12 protein-coding genes are annotated in these 19,092 nt (G+C 50.9%); 2 read left to right on the top strand and 10 right to left on the bottom strand.

The window, feature by feature from the left end:
* Nucleotides 1–17 precede the first annotated feature (17 nt).
* Nucleotides 18–986 carry a bile acid:sodium symporter family protein gene (locus DX130_RS24895; protein ID WP_338068661.1) on the bottom strand — a complete coding sequence of 323 codons (969 nt, stop codon included), beginning with the start codon at nt 984–986 and terminating at the stop codon, nt 18–20.
* Nucleotides 987–1,103: 117 nt separating this feature from the next.
* Between DX130_RS24895 and DX130_RS24890 the strand changes: the two genes are divergently transcribed.
* Nucleotides 1,104–2,243, top strand: coding sequence for a YfbR-like 5'-deoxynucleotidase (locus DX130_RS24890; protein ID WP_116049982.1), 1,140 nt, complete (start codon nt 1,104–1,106; stop codon nt 2,241–2,243).
* Nucleotides 2,244–3,386: 1,143 nt separating this feature from the next.
* Here DX130_RS24890 and DX130_RS24885 read toward each other — a convergent pair.
* The 9 genes from DX130_RS24885 to DX130_RS24845 all read right to left on the bottom strand — a co-directional run bounded on the left by DX130_RS24885 (nt 3,387) and on the right by DX130_RS24845 (nt 17,210).
* On the bottom strand, nt 3,387–4,997 hold the full coding sequence (locus DX130_RS24885; RefSeq protein WP_116049981.1) for a glycoside hydrolase family 3 protein: 1,611 nt from the start codon (nt 4,995–4,997) through the stop codon (nt 3,387–3,389).
* A 32-nt stretch (nt 4,998–5,029) separates the two neighbouring features.
* Nucleotides 5,030–6,676, bottom strand: coding sequence for a response regulator transcription factor (locus tag DX130_RS24880; protein ID WP_116049979.1), 1,647 nt, complete (start codon nt 6,674–6,676; stop codon nt 5,030–5,032).
* Entirely contained in the window at nt 6,673–8,484 is a 1,812-nt protein-coding gene (locus DX130_RS24875) for a cache domain-containing sensor histidine kinase (protein WP_116049977.1), read from the bottom strand. The genes DX130_RS24880 and DX130_RS24875 overlap by 4 nt, the downstream gene beginning before the upstream one ends.
* 15 nt (nt 8,485–8,499) lie before the next feature.
* Nucleotides 8,500–9,864 carry an extracellular solute-binding protein gene (locus DX130_RS24870; RefSeq protein WP_116049976.1) on the bottom strand — a complete coding sequence of 455 codons (1,365 nt, stop codon included), beginning with the start codon at nt 9,862–9,864 and terminating at the stop codon, nt 8,500–8,502.
* A gap of 116 nt (nt 9,865–9,980) precedes the next feature.
* Entirely contained in the window at nt 9,981–10,172 is a 192-nt protein-coding gene (locus tag DX130_RS24865; protein WP_116049974.1) for a hypothetical protein, read from the bottom strand.
* Between the two features lie 5 nt (nt 10,173–10,177).
* Nucleotides 10,178–13,060 (bottom strand): DEAD/DEAH box helicase, encoded by a 2,883-nt coding sequence (locus tag DX130_RS24860; RefSeq protein WP_116049972.1) that lies wholly within the window; start codon nt 13,058–13,060, stop codon nt 10,178–10,180.
* A complete protein-coding gene (locus tag DX130_RS24855; RefSeq protein WP_116049971.1) occupies nt 13,057–14,646 on the bottom strand; it encodes an SWIM zinc finger family protein in 1,590 nt (529 codons plus the stop codon). The genes DX130_RS24860 and DX130_RS24855 overlap by 4 nt, the downstream gene beginning before the upstream one ends.
* 122 nt (nt 14,647–14,768) lie before the next feature.
* On the bottom strand, nt 14,769–16,517 hold the full coding sequence (locus DX130_RS24850) for a sensor histidine kinase (RefSeq protein WP_116049969.1): 1,749 nt from the start codon (nt 16,515–16,517) through the stop codon (nt 14,769–14,771).
* Nucleotides 16,518–16,541: 24 nt separating this feature from the next.
* Nucleotides 16,542–17,210 (bottom strand): tetratricopeptide repeat protein, encoded by a 669-nt coding sequence (locus tag DX130_RS24845; protein ID WP_116049967.1) that lies wholly within the window; start codon nt 17,208–17,210, stop codon nt 16,542–16,544.
* Nucleotides 17,211–17,391: 181 nt separating this feature from the next.
* On the opposite strand from DX130_RS24845, the gene DX130_RS24840 reads away from it, so the two are divergent.
* On the top strand, nt 17,392–19,005 hold the full coding sequence (locus DX130_RS24840; RefSeq protein ID WP_116049966.1) for a catalase: 1,614 nt from the start codon (nt 17,392–17,394) through the stop codon (nt 19,003–19,005).
* Nucleotides 19,006–19,092 lie beyond the last annotated feature (87 nt).

Here is a 19,092-nt window from a genome sequence, read left to right as displayed (position 1 = left end):
ATTGCTCTATCCATCGTTTATCCTACATGCGCACGATCGCTTATGCCAGTCTTATCTTTATTAAGTTTTTGTAAAACATAATGGTGGACCGTCGCAAGAGGCTGTTGCACAAGAATGGACAAAACGACGGGAACCGCAGCGAGCGGGCTGAAATAACCAAGTGCCAGCACAATGCCAAGCGAAATATTGCGCATTCCCGTCGCATACGAGACGGTAATTTGCAGCTTGCTGTTGCGAAGGAACGCCGTGCCTATGAAGCCAACAGCATAGCATAACCCAACTAATGCGATAACAGTCGGCACCAGCACCAGCATATCCTGCTTCAACTGATCGACATACGGCGAGATCGCTGCCGCATTCAATGAGACGACACCTACAAAGCATAGCTTTGAGATTGGCGCCGTATAAGGTTTCGTTTGCTGCTGAATTCTTCCTTTGGACCACTCATTCAAAGCAACGCCGATAATCGTCGGCACTACGATCAAGACGACTAAGTCCAGCATTAGGGGACCAACATCTATCTGCGTCGAAGTTCCGAAGAAGAAATGAATCGCAGCAGGCACAACAAGCGGACTGAGCAGCGAATCCAGTACAACAAGTGCAAGCACCAACGGCACGCTGCCGCCAGACATACTTACCCATAACACGGTCGAGACGCCAAGCGGAATAATGGTGAACAATACAAGTCCGACCACATAAGGCGACTCAGGGCCAAACAGGGCCGATCCGCCCAGATAGGCTGCCAAGGGCGAGACTACATGTGCAAGAACTAGTGTCAGTCCCATAATTCCTGGCTTTTTCAGCACGCCGCCAAGCTCGCCCAGGCCGCAGCCAAGCGCCATTGTCAGCGTAACGAATGCAAATAAATAAGGCACAGCCCGAACCATCGGACTCAGCATATCGGCAAATAAAAATCCAAGCACAAGTGAACCCGGAATAATAAGAAACATCCACTTTTCAAAATAACGGTTAAACGCAAGTCCCATCTCTCGCAACGTCCATCCCTCGTTCTTCTCTCTAGTCTCTCTATATGTTTAAGCTTTATAATAGCATAGACAGCGTAGGTTCATACACTTCAAACGAAGATAAGCGAGGGGTGCGCCATGAACAATAGTCGATTCGTAAGCGCCATAATAGGCATGCAATATGTATCACGATGGAAAGAGTTTTCACCTCGCTACAAAGACAATGCAGCCAGCCACAGCTTCCGCTGCGCTTCCATCGCCATAGTAGTCGGCATAGCTGAGGAGCAGCTATTCAGCAATCCCGTAAATAAGCTCCAACTGGTGGCAAGAGCGCTGCTTCATGATCTGAACGAGACGGTGACCGGCTCCATCAAATACGTCACTAAGAAGGACAGACATGTCGCCAAGCACATTCAAACGCTGGAGGCGGAAGTGAGCAAGGATATCGTGTCCCGGCTGTCCAAGTCGCTTCAGCCCCACTTCTATGACTACATCGTAGATGCCGAGGATCATACTTACATCGGGCAGCTCGTACGCGACATTGACTCGTTCGATGCCATGCTCTTCTGCAAGCGGGAGTATGAGCGTGATTCCAGCACACTGTTCAAAGAGAAGTACGAGGAGCTGAGAGAGAAGCTGCTTCGCTCCCCATGCCGTTCCATTCCTTGGCTGCTGGAGCAATCCGAGCAGGATGAAGGCATCCGGCAATTTCTGCATCATATTCTGAATCTTGACCTTATTGAGCGTTGGGGCGGCAGCTTCAATCTGGTGCCCGATAATGATGCCACTCATTCGTTCCGGGTAGCGGCGATGTCGCTCTTCAACGGATTGCTGGAAGCGGAGCGATTCGGTCGCAGGGATATCGATCTCTATCGGCTGCTCGGCAAATCTCTTCTTCATGATGTCGTAGAGGGCGTCAGCGGCGATGTCGCTTCCCCGATCAAGAAATCTTCACCCGCCATTCGGCAAGCTTTCGAGCAATATGAACGGGAAGTTGCAAGGGAGATGGTGGGGCAGCTCCCGTCATTCCTTCATGGGGAGCTGACAGACTTTCTCGTCGATGCGAAGGATGACACCTATGAGGGTGAGCTGGTGGATATCGCAGACAAGATTGACGCGTTGATCAAAAGTAATCTGGAAATGCGCAATAATCCCCATTATGGCGACAAATATTATCAGCAGCTTATCCATATCCAGCATCACTACGAGAATCCATGTGTCATCTTTTTCCTGGCGTATATGCTGCATGATTTGACCTATGATCACTTTGTGAGGTAGCTGTTGCTCGCTATATGGAGCAGTAAATAGACCATGGCTAAAGACGCAAACTACGCAAGTAAATATTCTTCCGATCGCTGTTGTTTCCAGATTCCCTGAACGATTGTATTTAGGCTGGAATCCGGAAACAAAGGCGAACGCTATCGCTTCTCCAGAACATTTACTTACTCCGTTTGTCTTCGGCTATGGAAGGACAGAACACTTCCAACCTCTTCTCCACTTGACCTGGAGAACGTTTTTTCTCCAGAACATTTACTTACTCCGTTTGTCTTCGGCTATGGATGATCAAACAACCGAACAACATAGGATTCCAATGATTACCACCTCGACTCCTTACAAAAGTAACCATAATTTCGGGCGGCAATCGACCAAAAGCAAAAAGGACGGTACCGGGATTAACTCCCAGATACCGTCCTCAGCCTATTGAGAAAGTCACAACACACAATAACATGAGAATACCAGCAGCGGCCTTACATAACCTGGAAGTGGATTAGTCGAAGGCAACTGTCACTGGCGTCGATTGAGATGGTGCTATCTTTATGAGGTTGGTTGTGTCTTTTTTAATCGGTTTCAACGCCTTAATCTCCTTGTTACGCGCTCTGAGGACTCTCTAAGTCGGTTTCAACGCCTTAATCTCCTTGATACGCGCTCTGAGGACACTCTAAGTCGGTTTCAACGCCTTAATCTCCTTGATGCGCTCTCTGAGGACACTCTAAGTCGGTTTCAACGCCTTAATCTCCTTGATACACGCTCTGAGGACACTCTAAGTCGGTTTCAACGCCTTAATCTCCTTGATACACGCTCTGAGGACTCTCTAAGTCGGTTTCAACGCCTTAATCTCCTTGATGCGCGCTCTGAGGACACTCTATGTCGGTTTCAACGCCTTAAGTCTGGTGAGTAGCTATTTTTTTATCAAATGAGAGAAATAAAAGTTTGTTATACGTTTCGTTATCAGAGCTTCGTTATTAAAGATTAATTCTCAGCACTTCGTTCCCAGAGCGGTTTAAATCGATTTTCCTTTGCAAGCGGAGTTCTATTACATAAAAATAAAGTGTCGAAAAGTCCATATGACTTTATCGACACTCTGAGGACGGTACCAGGGTCAACTCCCGGATACCGTCCTTTCTTATTAAAATGTATGGATTATAGCTGAGCGCTCCATCCGAACGGATAAGCTGGTGAAATTTCCAGCGGCAAAGTGCCAGCCGGTTTCAAGTCTCCGAGCAATACTTTCGCTGCGGAGGACAGCGCAAGAGGTCTACACTCGTATACCGCAAGATAGCTCTTCACTTCCGGATAAAGCAACAAATCTAGCGGGTTGCGCACCGATACCGCAACGACACGGTCGCCGGCCAATTTGACCGCTTCACGGGCAACTTCCTTCTCAAGTGGATGCTTGGAAGCGTCATAGGTGACGACAACGATCTGTTCGAATCCATCCAGACCTTGCAGAGCGTCCTCGCTGTTCATCTTGCGCTCCACAACACTCGCGCCATAGTGATTCAGGAAGTCGCCAAGCGTACCATCGCCAGACAACATCTCGTCGGCTACCGATACCGGTACAATGTCTGGCCACAGCACCAACGTCTGAACATCGCGCTTCAGCGGAAGCGATCCGCCCTCGTTCTTAATCAGCGTTACAGAAGCTTCACTCCACTTGGAAGCGACTGCCTTGTTCGAAGCTGTGCCGATTGAATCTTTCACATTATCCCAAGCCTCGATCGGCTGCTCCAGTTGGCGCTTCTCTTTCAGCTTCAGCACGCGGCCAACCGCTTCGTCGATGCGCTCGATGGAAAGCTCACCGCTCTCGACTGCTGCTGCTACCGCTTCTAGTGCAGCAACTTGCTTCTCGATTCTATGGGAGACAAGCACCATGTCAGCGCCAGCTTTAATCGCCTTCACTGAACCTTGAGCCGGTCCGTAGAACTCATCGATCGCGCTCATCTCCAGGCAGTCGGTTACGACTACGCCATCATAGCCCAATTCCTTGCGGAGCAAGCCTGTCAGTACGTTCTCCGATAGCGTAGAAGGTACGCCGCTCGGCTCAAGTGCCGGCAAGCATACATGTGCAGTCATGATGCAGTCCGTACCCGCTTCAATTGCAGCCTTGAATGGCAACAGCTCAATAGCATCCAGACGCTCGCGGCTATGCGGCAGCACTGGAAGTGCATGGTGCGAGTCGACAGACGTATCGCCATGGCCAGGGAAGTGCTTCACCGTAGCGGCTACGCCTGCGGATTGATAGCCTTGCACCGCTGCAACGCCGAGTCTGGAGACCACATCGGAACGGTCGCTGTACGATCTAACGTTAATAACCGGATTGTCCGGATTGTTGTTTACGTCGATGCATGGCGCATAGTTCATCGTAATACCGAGCAGTCTGAGCTCTTCGCCGCAAATACGGGCCGTCTCTTCCGCCGCTTCGGATTGTCCAGTCGCGCCAAGCGCCATATTGCCCGGCATAAGCGTTACGCCGTCGACCAGACGGGCTACCATGCCGCCCTCTTGATCAATCGCAATGAAGATCGGAGGTTTGCCTGCATCTTTGGCAATCTTCTGCAGCTTCACGGACAAACCGTGTACTTGCTGCGCGCTCTCCACGTTGCGCGTGAAGTAGATTGTACCGCCGATACCGTAAGACTCGATCAATCCTTTGATCTCTTCCGTAGGCTCGAAGCCGTTAAAGCCGAATACGAACAGCTGCCCGATCTTTTGTTTCAAATCCCAGTTTTTCCAATCCCCATAAAGTGTCATTCCCGTCATCCTCCTACATGTTCCATCCGTTATTAACTGCTTTCTTCCTCAACTTCCATCTCAAATTCCTTCTCCTGCGACTGAAACTTGCTTCGATAGTCAGTCGGGTTGTCTCCCGTATACTTCATAAATACTTTCGTAAAGTACCGGCGTTCCGCATAGCCCACTTCCTTGGCAATTTGCGCAACGCTCCTTTGAGATTCGGCGAGCAAGCCCTTGGCGCGCTCCATGCGTTGTCTGGTCACGTATTCGATAAAGGTCTCTCCATAGGTCTGCTTGAACAGCAGACTGAAGTAAGACGTGCTTAGACCAACATGGGTCGCGGCTTCTTCTACGCTAATATCCCGGTACAGGTTTCGGTCCAAAAAGATTTTGGCTTCCGACATGGAGCTTTCGGACTGCTTCTTCTTATCCATGGAGCGCTCGGATACTGCACTGGTCACCTGCTGGATAAAGGTAAGCAGATCCTTAATTCCGAACCGAAGATCCAACCTGCGCCATAGCAGCTCCTCCTGCTCGCGGGAGAAGACCGACATCTCCTTCATTTCCCTCATCAAGTGCAGGACAAAGAAATGTAGCAGCGGCTTGACTCTAGCACTGTTGTTCTCGTTCAACAGCTGCAGCTGTTGCGAGATATTGTCCGCCTCCGAGCCCACTGATGCGGCGTCTCCCCGCTTCACGGCGCTGATCAGCTTCTCCGCCGTCACCCAGAAGGCTTGATCGGCTCCCGCTGCGCGCTCCTGTTCCAATGGATAATACATAATCGTATTAGCGGCAGGTGTAAGCTGCATGCCCATCTGTACGAGCTTGAAAGCATCCGACAGCTCCTCGACACGGGCAAACTGCCGGTAGATGCCAGCATTAAGCGAAAGCTTGATATGATTGCGCACTGAAGTAAGCAGCATCTCCGCCCATACCCGGATCACTGCCGAATCGAACACCATTGCTTTATCGGTCTCAATCAGAACACACCATTCGCCATCTCTCGTCTGGATAACGGCATGATGAAGCCCGTTGCTCTGCAGCTTCTCCCGCAGGACGTTGCAGACGGCAAAGTTCCACAGCTTGCGTTCCTTATCCGACCAATCGCGCCAATCCTTCGTCTTCTCGGAGCTGACATCCAGATCGAGCACGATCATTACAAATTGCTGCAATCGGAGCTGGTGCTCATCGCCAGAGAATAACCAATGACTTCCAGAAAAATCGGTATAGTCCATTATAATATCATATAAAATCTTCTCGCTGGCAAGATCAATCATGCGACCGATTTTCTGCTGCTCTTCAAAAAGCTGCTTTTGCTTGTTCCTTTGATTGGACATCACGCGCGCGATCACGCCTGTCAATTCGTCATACGGAATGGGCTTCAGCACATAATCGTTTACGCCGTACTGAATCGCAGCCCGTGTATAGGCAAAGTCCTGATAACCGGACAACATAATAATATCGCAAGGGATTTCCCGTTCCCGGATTTGCCGCACTAGCTCCAGACCGTCCATGACGGGCATCCGAATATCGCACAGGAGCAAATTGATCGACTCCAGCTCGATTAGCTGCAACGCCTCAACGCCATTTTTTGCAACGCCTGCCACGGTCAGACCAAGCATCTCCCAAGGTATAACCTTCTCCAAATTTCGCGTAATGTGCGCTTCGTCATCGACCAGGAGTACTCTGCCTATCATTGTCCCTCACCTCTGCTCTTCGGAATGATGCACCGGATCGTCGTTCCGTAACCTTCGGAGCTGCATATCATCATGCCGTAGCCTGCTCCGTAATGTATGCGGAGCCGATCTGCGACATTACGGATACCGAGCCCTCTTCGCTCGCCCATCTCCGCTTCATTATGCGATTTGCGGGATGGACTGTAGCCGTCGGACAGCTTGTGGAGAACCTCATGGTTCATGCCGATGCCGTTGTCGCTAACCATAATGATCAGGTGCTGCAGCTCCACCGTCACATCAATCGTGATTAATCCTTGTCCATCTTCATAGCCGTCGAATCCATGCTGAATGCTGTTCTCAACAAGCGGCTGCAGCGTCAGCTTCAATATCGAAAATTCAAAAGCTTCTTCCGGTACGTTAAGCTGGTAGGAGAATAGTTCCTCGAATCGATATTTCTGAATTTCCAGATAGCTGCGGACATGCTCCACCTCTTGCATGACACCAATTTCCTCGGAGTGATGCATGCTTGTCCGGAGCAAATTGCTTAGACGCCGGACCATCAGCATAATTTTTCCGCCTTCGTTCTGCGCGGCTAGTGCGTTGATCGACTCCAATGTATTGAACAGAAAATGCGGCTTGATCTGCGCCTGCATCAGCATCATTTCCGCGTGCTGCTTACGTTCCTGTTCCCTTCTAACTTCGCTGAGCAAATCTCCTATCCGCTCCACCATGCTGTTGAAGCTGTTGGCGAGCAACACCGTCTCGTCCTTGCCTTGAGCGGATACACGGATATCCAGCAAGCCTTGCTCTACCAGTCTCATTTTGCGGACGACTTTAATAATTGATTTGGCCACCCGGTTTACGAAAAACACGTTAAACAATACGGCAGATAGCAGACCTAGTATAGTAATCATGCCGATCCATTGCACGAATCGGATATTTTCATTTGTTAAAGAATTCCACGGCTGAACCGAAAGAAGAACCCACCCGTTGCGGTCGAGCTGATAGGAGGATACCAGACTGTCTACGCCGTCGAATTTCATCCGTGAGCTTTTATACGTTTCGGTTGATTGCGGTGTGGAGTTGGTGTAATTGTCGATGCTGTGCCCATCATAACGCTTGTTGCTGTCCAGCATGACAAGTCCTCGGCTATTCAGAATGAAATAACGGGCGCCTGGTGAATCCGCATCCGGGTTTTGGAAAGCCTTCAGCATGCTGATGACTTCCTCCATCTTGAATTGGGTGACGATGATCCCCAAATCATTGAACGATTCCAGGTCTTTGACGACTCTCATCATCGTGAAGAGCGGAGGATTGACACCGGTCAAGTCGCGCTGCTCATGCGGACCGATCCACAGCGGCTTGCCTCCAAGCTTAATGACATCGTCATACAGCGAATGGTGCTGCAGCTCGTTGAAGGAAATCGGCTTGAAACTCATTGGATCGTTGCGATAGGAACGGAACATCATACCATTCTTCGCATAGAGCACAACGTAGCTCACTGCCGGATGCTGGAACAGAATCCGGCTCATCTCCTTTTCCGCCTGAGTGAATCGGATAAGCGTACCGGGATCGTCCATCGGAAGCTCGCTCAGCCTCAGAGGGTCCTGCACTTCCGAGCTGATCACGTTGCCATTGGACAACTGATCAAGCTCCCGGAAGAAGTACGATATGTTGCCCCCGATCGCCCTCAGGGTAATCTCCGATTGATCGCTGTACTTTTTCTCGAGCAGCGACTCCGAAGTTACGAAAGAGAAAATGCCAAGACCAATCATCGGAATAATAATGAGCGATATAAAGGCAAGCATCAGCTTTGGTCTAAGGTTCATGTAAGCTATGGCCCCCTATTTGCTTTCCCACGCGGGGGGAGTGCCGAGTCCGGACGACTTCACTTGCGCGGCATTCGCCTTGTCCTGGGCGGCTTGAATATTGGCGGCCACTTCCTCTGATGTGCTCAGACCGCCGAGCAGCTCCTGCAGTCGAATGCCGATCTCGGCGGTTACGACAGGCTGTACAATCGCATCAAAAGCCGGCCACGAGCTGGAAGCATTCGTCATGACAGTCAACACTTCGCTCATTAGCGGATCGATGTCGGAAAGGTCAGATAATTTCATTGAAGGAAGCAGCTTGTCTTCCTTGAGAGCCCGCTTCTGCACCTCTTCATTGAAGAAGTTGGCGATAAACTTTTTGACAATGTCCATCTGTTCCTTCGACAACGTTGATGAAAACCCGAATCCATTGGAATAAGAAGCATTAATGGAATGCTGATCACCCAGTCCGCCCGGTATGGAAGGGAAAGCGAAGAAGCCGATTTGCCCCTGTAGTCCTCCGGCATCCTGACTCGTGAAGTGGACGGCATCCCATGTGCCTGTGAAGACCATCGCTGCCTGGCCCCGCAGAAGCTGCGAGCCTTGCGCCGGGGTCAGCAGGCCGAGAGCGCCTCTTGTAAAGTAGTCCTTGTTTACGATCTCAGCATAGGCCTCGAAGCCTTTGATGAACTGCGGGTCCGACCACTTCGTCTCGCCCGTTACCAGCTTGTTGAACGCTTCGATGCCGACGTATCTCTCCATGATTGTATTCCACATCATGCCCGTCATCCAGGCGTCCTTGGCCGCCAGTCCGAAAGGTACATAACCTGCTTTCTTGATCGTTTCCGCCGTCTCCATCAGCTCATCCCAGGTCTCAGGAATGTCCAAGTTCAGGCTGCTGAATATTTTTTTGTTATAGAACAATCCTTCGCTATACCCGCCATACGGAACGCCGTATACTTTGCCGTCAATCGTGAATTCATCCAGACTGCGGAATTTGTCCATGAGATCAAGCTCCTTGAGGATCGGCGTCAAATCCAGCATACGGTTAGCTTTGACGTACAGCTTCAGATCAGCGCCGCCGAACACTTCGAATATGTCGGGCGGATTGCCGGCAGCCATCTCCTGCTTCAGCTTTGTATCGCGATTGACGATCTCCTCGATGCCTTCCATCTTGAACGTAACGCCTTTGTTCTCAGCCATCGTCTTGGCGACAACGTCCTCCAGCAATCTCAGACGGGTCTTGCTCGTTTCCTTAATCTGCGTATGTCGCAACGACAGCGTTACTTCTCGGTAAGTGTCTTCCTGATCATGGGGGTCCTTAGGCTTATCAGCGCTGCATGCAGCCGCATTCGTCATGATGACAAGAAGAACAGCAATTAGAATATAGCTTTTCTTCAACGTAGGAAATCCTCCTCGCAGAGATACATGTTCCCCGATCGTATTTCTATTATAGCCTTACTGCCCATACGGGAACGAGGCTAAAAAAACCGACAGAAAGGGATATAATTCTATTGTTACCGACGAAGTCCTTCCGTGACCGCTCGTACCCGTGCGTATAATGCCCGCCAATGCTCATTCGCATGGACTGGACCTGGATCGGCAGCCTGCCCGGAGCCCGATTGCCCCTCAGCTTGTTCCTCCCGATCCGCCACCTTGCCCTCAAGCTTCAGACGATTGATTCGATCCTGCAATCCCTCTCCAGCCATTGCTATCACCCTTTCAGCCAGCCCTCGCGAAGCGCGAACAATTCTCGCAGCTCGTCGGTATTAAGCTCGGTAATCCAATTCTCCGAACCGCTCACAACCTGTTCGCTCAGCGATTGCTTGCTATCGATCATCTCATCGATCTTCTCTTCCAGCGTACCAAGCGTAATAAATTTATGAACCTGCACCTGCTTGGTCTGTCCAATACGGAACGCGCGATCCGTAGCCTGATTCTCGACTGCCGGATTCCACCAGCGGTCGAAATGGAAAACATGATTGGCCGCTGTCAAGTTCAGTCCAGTCCCGCCGGCTTTGAGCGACAGCACAAATGCGCAACGAGGCTCATCGTCAGATTGGAACTCAGTGATCATTTCGTCACGCTTTGCCTTCGGCACGCCTCCGTGCAAGTAAGGCACAGGAACACCCAATCCCTTCTCAAGCATGGCCTGAATATGCTGACCCATCTCAACATATTGCGTGAAAATAAGACAGCGCTCCCCTTCAGCTGCGATCTCCTCACACATCTCCAGCAAGCGGGCCATTTTGGCCGAACGACCGACTTCCCAGGCAGTATCACCACTCTCCTTGAGCAATAACGAAGGATGGTCGCAAAGCTGCTTCAGCTTGGTCAGACTCGATAAAATAATGCCGCGACGCTGCATGGCATCCAGCGTATTCAGCTTCTCCATCAAGTCCGATACGATGTTCTCATACAGCGTGCCTTGCTCTGTCGTCAATGTCATATAGCTCTTGGATTCAATCTTGTCCGGCAAGGACAATTGAATAAGCGGATCTTTTTTGACACGTCGAAGCATGAACGGCTTAACCCACCGCTGCAGCCCATCGATCATCTCCTTGTCCCTGGACCGCTCGATTGGCGCGACAACCGCTTTCCGGAAATCGTGAAGGCTGCCAAGATAGCCCGGGTTAACGAAATCATAGATGGACCACAGCTCCGTCAGACGATTCTCCATCGGTGTACCCGTCAGTGCAATTCGATGACGGGACTGAAGCCTTCGAATAGCCCCCGATTGCTTCGTGTACACATTCTTGATGTTCTGTGCTTCGTCCAGGCATAAGGCGTTCCAATGCACACGCGCCAGCTCTTCTTCGTCAAGCTGAGCCAGCGAGTAAGAGGTTAGAACGAGATCCGCTCCGCGAACGGACTCCTCCAGTTCTTCGCCCTTGGGCCGCTTGCTTCCGTAATGAAGTACGGTTCGCAGGGTTGGGGCGAATCTGGCGATCTCCTTCTCCCAGTTGCCGATAACGGAGGTTGGACAAATAAGCAGCGACGGCCCGCCTGCTCCTACTTCATACTCTTTCACCGTTGCCAGATAAGCCATGAACTGGATCGTCTTGCCGAGGCCCATGTCATCAGCCAATATGCCCCCAAATCCATATTTGCGGAGAAACAGCAGCCAAGAGACACCTTGTTGCTGGTAAGGGCGAAGCTCGCCCTTGAACCAGGATGGAGGTTCAACTGCAGGCAGCTTATTCACCTGTTGGAGTTGCTCCAGCCAAGCTGCCAAATGCTCGTTCAGCTCCACCTCTGTCTTCAAGTCATGGGAATCCTCTGTGTCCATATCCAGGTCAGCGCCACCGCGCAAATGCATCTCCAGCACATCTCGGAACGACAATCCTTTTCGTTTACCGACTCGCTTCATCCACTGACGGATTTCCGCGACATCTTGCGGATCCAGATGAACCCATTCATTCCCGATCTGGAACAACCGTTTGTTCTCCTCCGCCATTCGGAGAAATTCGCCTTCCGTCAATTGGACATCGCCCAGCGCCAGCTTCCAGTCAAATTGGACGATCTGATCCAGCCCGAACAGCGACTGGGCAGAAGAACCTACCGAAGACTTCATCTTGGCCTTTAGCCGAAGCTTTCTGGAGCGTACCGCTTCCCACCATGCAGGCAGCAGCACTGGTATGCCCGCCTCCAGAAGGGCGATGCTCTCATGCTCCAGGAATGTCCATGCCTCTTGCTCGCTAAGAAACTTTCGAATCGTCCCGGACGTCTCCTCATCCAGATGAGTCAGCACGCCAGCCCATTTCGCTTCTTCTTTCTCGAGCTTTAATGCCAAATAAGGCTCCCACTCTTCCGGCAATTCGGGGGCAGGAGGATAGCCAGGGGCATCCGTCTCAAGCGGAATCCACTCTCCGCCCTCTCGATGCTGCAAGGCCGGCCGCAAACGCCAGCTTCTCCCTTCCGCTGGCTCAGCCAATTGCAGCGCTACGCGGAACGGCAGCATATCCTTCTCGAGGCCGATCGCAACCAGCCATTCAGATTCGTCTGGTCCCTTCCGCTTCAAGACGCTCTCCCCTGCAGACGCAGCGATCGAACGCCAGAGAGCGCCAGCCTCCTGATCTCCCTCTATCATTTCATCCAGCGCTTCTCCAAGCCAACTGTGAATGTCAGCGTCCCCGTATTGGGCTGCTTGCTGAAGCAATTGCTCCCACTGCTCTCTTAAGTCCACACGCTCATCCGGAATGGATACAGCCCAGGCCCTTTTTTCCTCCGACCACTGACTCCAATCCGGCTTATACCAGCCGTGTATGAGAGCTTCCCTGATCAAGGCCGCTATCTCCATTATGATGGTCATTCGCGGGGACCAAGAAATACGCATCAGACGCACAGGCGCGGGTGCCGATAAGTAATCGATAGCAAGAAGAGGAGACAGTTTCAGAAACAATTGCGCGCCAATACGCTGTTCTTCAATTTTGGCCCCGTACCATGACGCCTTATGCCAGCCGAATAACAGCGTCCTATGCTTCCCTTCAGCAATATCTTTACGTTCAATGCCGGTTAGCAGGATACCGCCTTCGCTAGGTTCTCCGCTCCATAATCCGTCAATTGTCCATTCTCTCGAGCTGGTCAGCGTTCTCATGTGATGATCTTCCCTTTCCACAGCTCTTCCTGCAACGCTCGCAGACGTTGATTTTTTGTAACCAACTCCAACAAGTAGCTCTCCCACTTCGCCGTTTCCTTCATGGATTTGTACAGCTTCTCCAGCTTCTTAAGCTGCTTGACTGCCAGCCGGTAGCCCTGCCTGTTCCGCGAAGCAATCGCACTGTCTACTGATTGATGGTAGAGCGGCAGCAGCACTTGCGGAGCCCCCTTGGCCACCTCTCTGGCGGCTGCTGCATCAATCTCCTCAGCCTTCACGCCAATGAACATTTGCAGATCCGCCCAATCCTCATACCTTTGCAAGCTAAGCCAATGTTCCGACAACTCCGAGTACGAATACGGCAGCAGCTCTGTCATATAACTGAACCATGTCGGAAGTTCCGGACGATCCTCGTCCGCCCTGCGGCATAGCGCCATAAAAGGTCCGATGTTGCGCGCATTCCGGTTCTGATACACGCATTCATAGAGGAAGCTCATCCAGCGATCTACTAGATCCCACTGCTTCGCTTCCATACGCTGGGCGACGCAAGGATAAATCAGCTTCTGAATACGTTCAAAGGCTCCTTGAGAGAAAGAATGGATTGATTTCTCATCCTCGCCTTTTACAAAATACAACATGCCAATGGCAGCATGCAGAAACGACTCATTGCGTTCACCTTCAGGCGCCTTATCCAGTTCTGCAAGCAATGATTCCAGCTCCCGCTGATGCCAGTTCGGATCAACCGAGAGCTTCTCACAGAAGGCCAGGTACATATTACCCCACTCAAACAGCTGGCGATCCGTATCAAGCGCGCGCTGTCTCATCCGTTCAACCAGGTCATCGCTCCAGGCTTGCTCACCATCGCCCATATCGAGTGGGTCGAGTTCCCCGGCAAGCGTATTCAGATGCTCAACCCAAGGCTCTGCCATTCTCAGGAACGACATCTCATGATAATACCGGCTGAAGCTATCGACCGTGTTAATCGCAAGCTCCGCCTGTTCCAATACGAACATAATCGCAGTCGCCCAGTGCAGTCGCCGCTGTGGCGGCTCCCAATCCTTGGACAATCCCTTTAGGCTGGAGAGAACAGGCTGCAGGGCATGGAGAGAGTGGCGGCACTTCTTCCAGCTCTCGCCGTACTCCTTCTCCATCCAGCCAAGCCATTCCAAAGCTGTCCCCTCTTTCCCGGGAAAAATTTGTATGCCGGTCTGATCTGGAGCAGGCTCTTCCCGCTTAGCGACTTCGCTCGCCGGAACCAATCCAAGCATGCGGAAGTAAGACCGCTCCGCAGCCGCCTCTCCTCCGCCAACTTCAGCGTAATATTGAAAATATACAGCGACCATATGTTTGCAATAGTCATTAAACGGACAAGTACACGTACTGTAGCCAAAATGCTCCGCATCCATAACGACAGCATAAAGGTCCGTGCCGCGTACAATTCCGGTCAACGTATGATGAACCGTTTCTTTTGCGTTCTGTACATAACCGCCTTTATAATAACTCCAGCCCCGTTTAATGATGGTGCCGGATACATGGTTGCCAAGCTGCTGCTCGAGGGCAGCCTGCAGCTTCTCGTCGAGGCGCATAGGAGTTCGTCACCCTCTTTCTTTCCCGTACAATGCATTCTTACTATTATAACAGAAAAAACGTCATAGCGACGAATGCGTTCCGCCGATGACGTTCATTCCATGATGTGCTTATCCCGCTGTCATAACGGTAGACGAATGATAAAGGTTAGTTGATTCTGTCCCTCAGCTATGACGTTTACTTCCCCTTTATAGCGATCGACAATACCTTTAACAATGGCCAGTCCAAGCCCCTGATGTTGATTTTGCTTTGTGGAATAGCCTGCTTCGAACAGCGGCTTCGCCACCTGTGCCTTCGCTCGATGGCATTCATTCGTAATCATAAATTCAAGAATTTGGTCCGTTTGGTTGCCGATCAAAAGCACATTACGCTGCTCCTCATCATACTTCAGCACCTCGTCGAACGCATTGTCGATCAGATTGCCCAATATCCGGTTAATATCAAGCGTCGTGCCGCCCATCCCTTGCAATCTGAGTCCATTGAAGCGGCATTGGAAGTTGATTCTATGTCCCTCCGCTTGTGAAATCTTGGACCGGATCAACGCTGCGATTGCGGGGTTGCCGATGTTAATAATATCGTTCATGACCTTGATTTCACCGGTCAGCTCTTTCGTATAAGCGACTAGTTCCTTATGCTTATTCAGCTCAGCCAGCGAGTGAATGGTCTGTACATGATTAATAAAGTCATGTCTCTGGGCACGTATAGAATGGAACAAGCTATTGATCTCCTCGGCATACGTCTCCTGCGTCACCGCAACCGCCTTATCTCTAAATTGCTTAACGTATCTCATCGCAATAATGGCGATAGCCAAGCTCGCCAGCGTCAATAACGAAATAATGAGTCCCAGGTTCAAAAATTGCTTGTTCAGCTTTTCCTGAATAATGCCGTAATCGGATATAATCGAAAGCACATAGTTGTTGAGCGGATTGCCGTACTCATCTACGGCGCTTCTATCGCGTTCGCTCATCGATACAGGAATAAACATCTTATAGATATGACGTCCATCTACTTTATCTGTATTCGTCACAATCCCATTCGTATGATAGGCCTGTTGGACAGAGCTTACATCAATGCCTGACTTTATCCCATACGTGCCGAACAGAAGTGATCGCTGAACAACATGTTCCTTCGGTTCGCCCTCCCTATCCGTCGATTGAATGCCATCAGGGAACGTTCGCGGATTGAACACTGCAATTTCCAGCAATGATTCATCCTTGTCCACCAAATCCATCAGCAGCCGCTCCACTCCGGCGATCTGCATATAAGTCTCTTGACTGCTCTTGAAGTCAACATAAGGATCGATGATATAGTTCGTCGTTCCGTCGTAATAGTAGCCCCATTTGTAAATTTTCTTCTTCTCCGTAGACGAGGATTCGAACGGTCCGCTCCAAAAATTCGTCATCTGCTGGCCTAGCCAGTTGCTCGACACGGCTTCCTGTTTGAATAGCTGCTGGAAAATTTCATGCCATGGCTTCCATGCCTTCGTACTTGCTCCCAGTTGCGTGGGGTCGGAAGATTGGTACAACACAATGTCATCCTCAGTTCGCTTGAGCAAACTGATATGAGCAATATCGAGCTTCTCGCTAAGCTCCTGAAGCTGATCGCTCGTTACTTTCTCGATGTCCGGATCAAGTGCATATTGAGCGGCGATTGATGCCGTCCTCAGCTCTCTGCCGATCTGCTGCTCGTAGAACTCCGCACCTTTACGGGTTTGTTCCACAGATAGCTCGATTTGCTTCGCGAGCCGGAGCATCTCTTGCTTATGGCCGTCTTCCAGCGTTTTTTTCGTCAAGAAGTAATAGACCGTATTGTTCGTTAATATCAACGCGGCGATCACGCTGATTGCCATAAGCCATACATTGCGCTGCATCTGTCCACTCTTGCCCCTTTATGATCATTTTTTGAGCAGTAATCGAACCGCCCACTTGCGCTCCGATCGTTTCCTGTATCGCGGCAGGGCTTTGTACAAACGAAGGCCTTCCTGGGCTGCCAGCTTTGACTCCTCGATACGGTTCATTTCCTTATAGATGGTCGCCAGCTTGTAATACGCCTCGCATGAAGAAGAATGGATGTTTTGGAAAGCTTGTAGAGCATGCAAGGCTTGCTCCGGATTTTTCTTCATTCGCGCGGCTGCCAGACGTAAATAGGGAGCACCGTACTTGACTTTCGGATTCAGCTTCAACGATTGCAGCGTATAAGCTTCTCCCTTCTCTATGTTCCCCTGCTGCAAGTAGGAGTGTCCCAAATCATCCCAGTATTCCGCCGAATCCGCGAGCGTACCTTGCAGCGGCTCAAGCACTGTGGAGGCTTCCTTGAATTTCTTGCTCTCGATAAGCAATCGCGCAAGATCATGCTTGGAAGAAACATCGCTTGGCGAGGAAGCGATATGCTGTCGCAGCTTGGAGATGCGGCTTCTTCGCTTGAACGGTTTCCACAGACTGGGTGTTAGCCCGATGAATCGGCGGTCTAGCGCATACAGAATTAAGAGCAGTACCACTACTGCAATTATGGGATTTCCCAGCAGCCAGCTCAGCCACAGGAATAAAAATGTAAATTTTATCATGCTATCCTCCGCAATACCCAATATTTATGAAACCCATTATAGTTCAATCATATCATAAACCACGTTCTGATGATCTCTTTGATACGAATTTCTCCCCTAAAACGTCGCATAAAAAAAGTCACCCATCCCTATACTACGTTGGAACGATTCCCAAATTGAAGCGAAGGTGGAAGAACATTCTATGACAGGGCATAACAACAGCAAGACGGAATCCAGCGCTGCCAGCCAGGAGCTTGCACCCGGAGAGACGAAGGAAACCTTAACGAATCGGCAAGGACATCCTATTACGGACAACCAAAATATTCGTACAATAGGCAATCGCGGCCCATCTACACTGGAAAACTATCATTTTATCGAAAAAATATCGCATTTCGACCGTGAGCGCGTGCCGGAGCGAGTCGTGCACGGACGCGGCGCCGGCGCTCACGGGTATTTCGAAGCCTACGGAAAGCTGGGGGACGAGCCCATCTCCAAGTACACGCGAGCGAAGCTGTTTCAGGAGTCCGGCAAGCGTACGCCGGTATTCGTCCGCTTCTCGACTGTTATCCATGGAGGACACTCGCCCGAGACACTGCGCGATCCAAGAGGATTCGCCACCAAATTTTATACGGAAGACGGCAATTGGGATCTGGTTGGAAACAATTTGAAAATCTTCTTTATTCGCGATGCCATGAAGTTCCCCGATATGGTGCATGCCTTCAAGCCCGACCCCGTCACGAACGTGCAGAGTATGGAGCGTTTCTTCGATTTTGTATCGCAATCGCCCGAATCGACCCATATGATCACCTTTCTGTTCTCTCCATGGGGCATTCCGGCCAATTATCGTCAAATGCAGGGCTCTGGCGTCAACACTTACAAGTGGATCAATGCCGAGGGTAAGGCTGTTATTGTGAAATATCATTGGGAGCCGTTGCAGGGGATACGCAACTTGACGCAGAAGGATGCCGAGGAGCTGCAGGCCAAAAACTTCAATCATGCGACCCAAGATCTGTACGAGGCAATCGAACACGGTGAATATCCGGAATGGGAGCTTAAGGTGCAGTGGATGAGCGATGACGAACATCCAGAGCTGGACTTCGATCCGCTTGATGACACCAAGCTCTGGGACGATAATCAATTCCCCATGCTTCCCGTCGGCAAGATGGTGCTGAACCGCAATCCGGACAACTACTTCGCCGAGGTCGAGCAAGCTGCGTTCGGTACAGGTGTGCTCGTCGATGGTCTGGACTTCTCGGACGACAAGATGCTTCAAGGCCGTACATTCTCCTACTCGGACACACAGCGTTACCGGGTAGGCAGCAATTACTTGCAGCTCCCGATCAATGCTCCGAAGAAACGGGTCGCGACCAACCAACGAGACGGACAAATGTCCTTCTATGTAGACGTTTCACCGGGTCAAAATCCTCATGTGAACTATGAGCCCTCCTCGCTCGGCGGACTGAAGGAAGCGGAACGTCCGGGAGAGCCGCATGAACCGGAATACCATGACAAGCTTACCCGCGAACCAATAGATCGACAAAATAACTTCAAGCAAGCGGGCGACACCTATCGCAGCTTGGAGTCATGGGAACGAGATGATCTCATCTCCAATCTGGTTGATGCGCTCAGCACATGCACGACCTATATTCAGGAGACCATGGTTCATCACTTTACAGAAGCGGATGCCGAATACGGCAGAAGAGTTGCAGACGGCCTGAAATCTGCCAAAGGTCCAGAGGGGCATGTCGGCACTCATCCCGCCAACGAAGGCATGGAGCTATCTACGGAGCTAGGGCATTCTACAGACGGATATTGAATTTTAAAGACCTAGATGTCTCAAATGCGAATTCTCTCAACAGATGGAGCTCGCTAGAAAAGATGGCAAATATACAGGGCAGTGCCG

This window comes from Paenibacillus paeoniae (assembly GCF_003388735.1).
Lineage (GTDB): Bacteria > Bacillota > Bacilli > Paenibacillales > Paenibacillaceae > Pristimantibacillus > Pristimantibacillus paeoniae.
The sequence above is the reverse complement of the archived record's forward strand: the minus strand, read 5'-3'. Positions and strand labels throughout refer to the sequence as shown.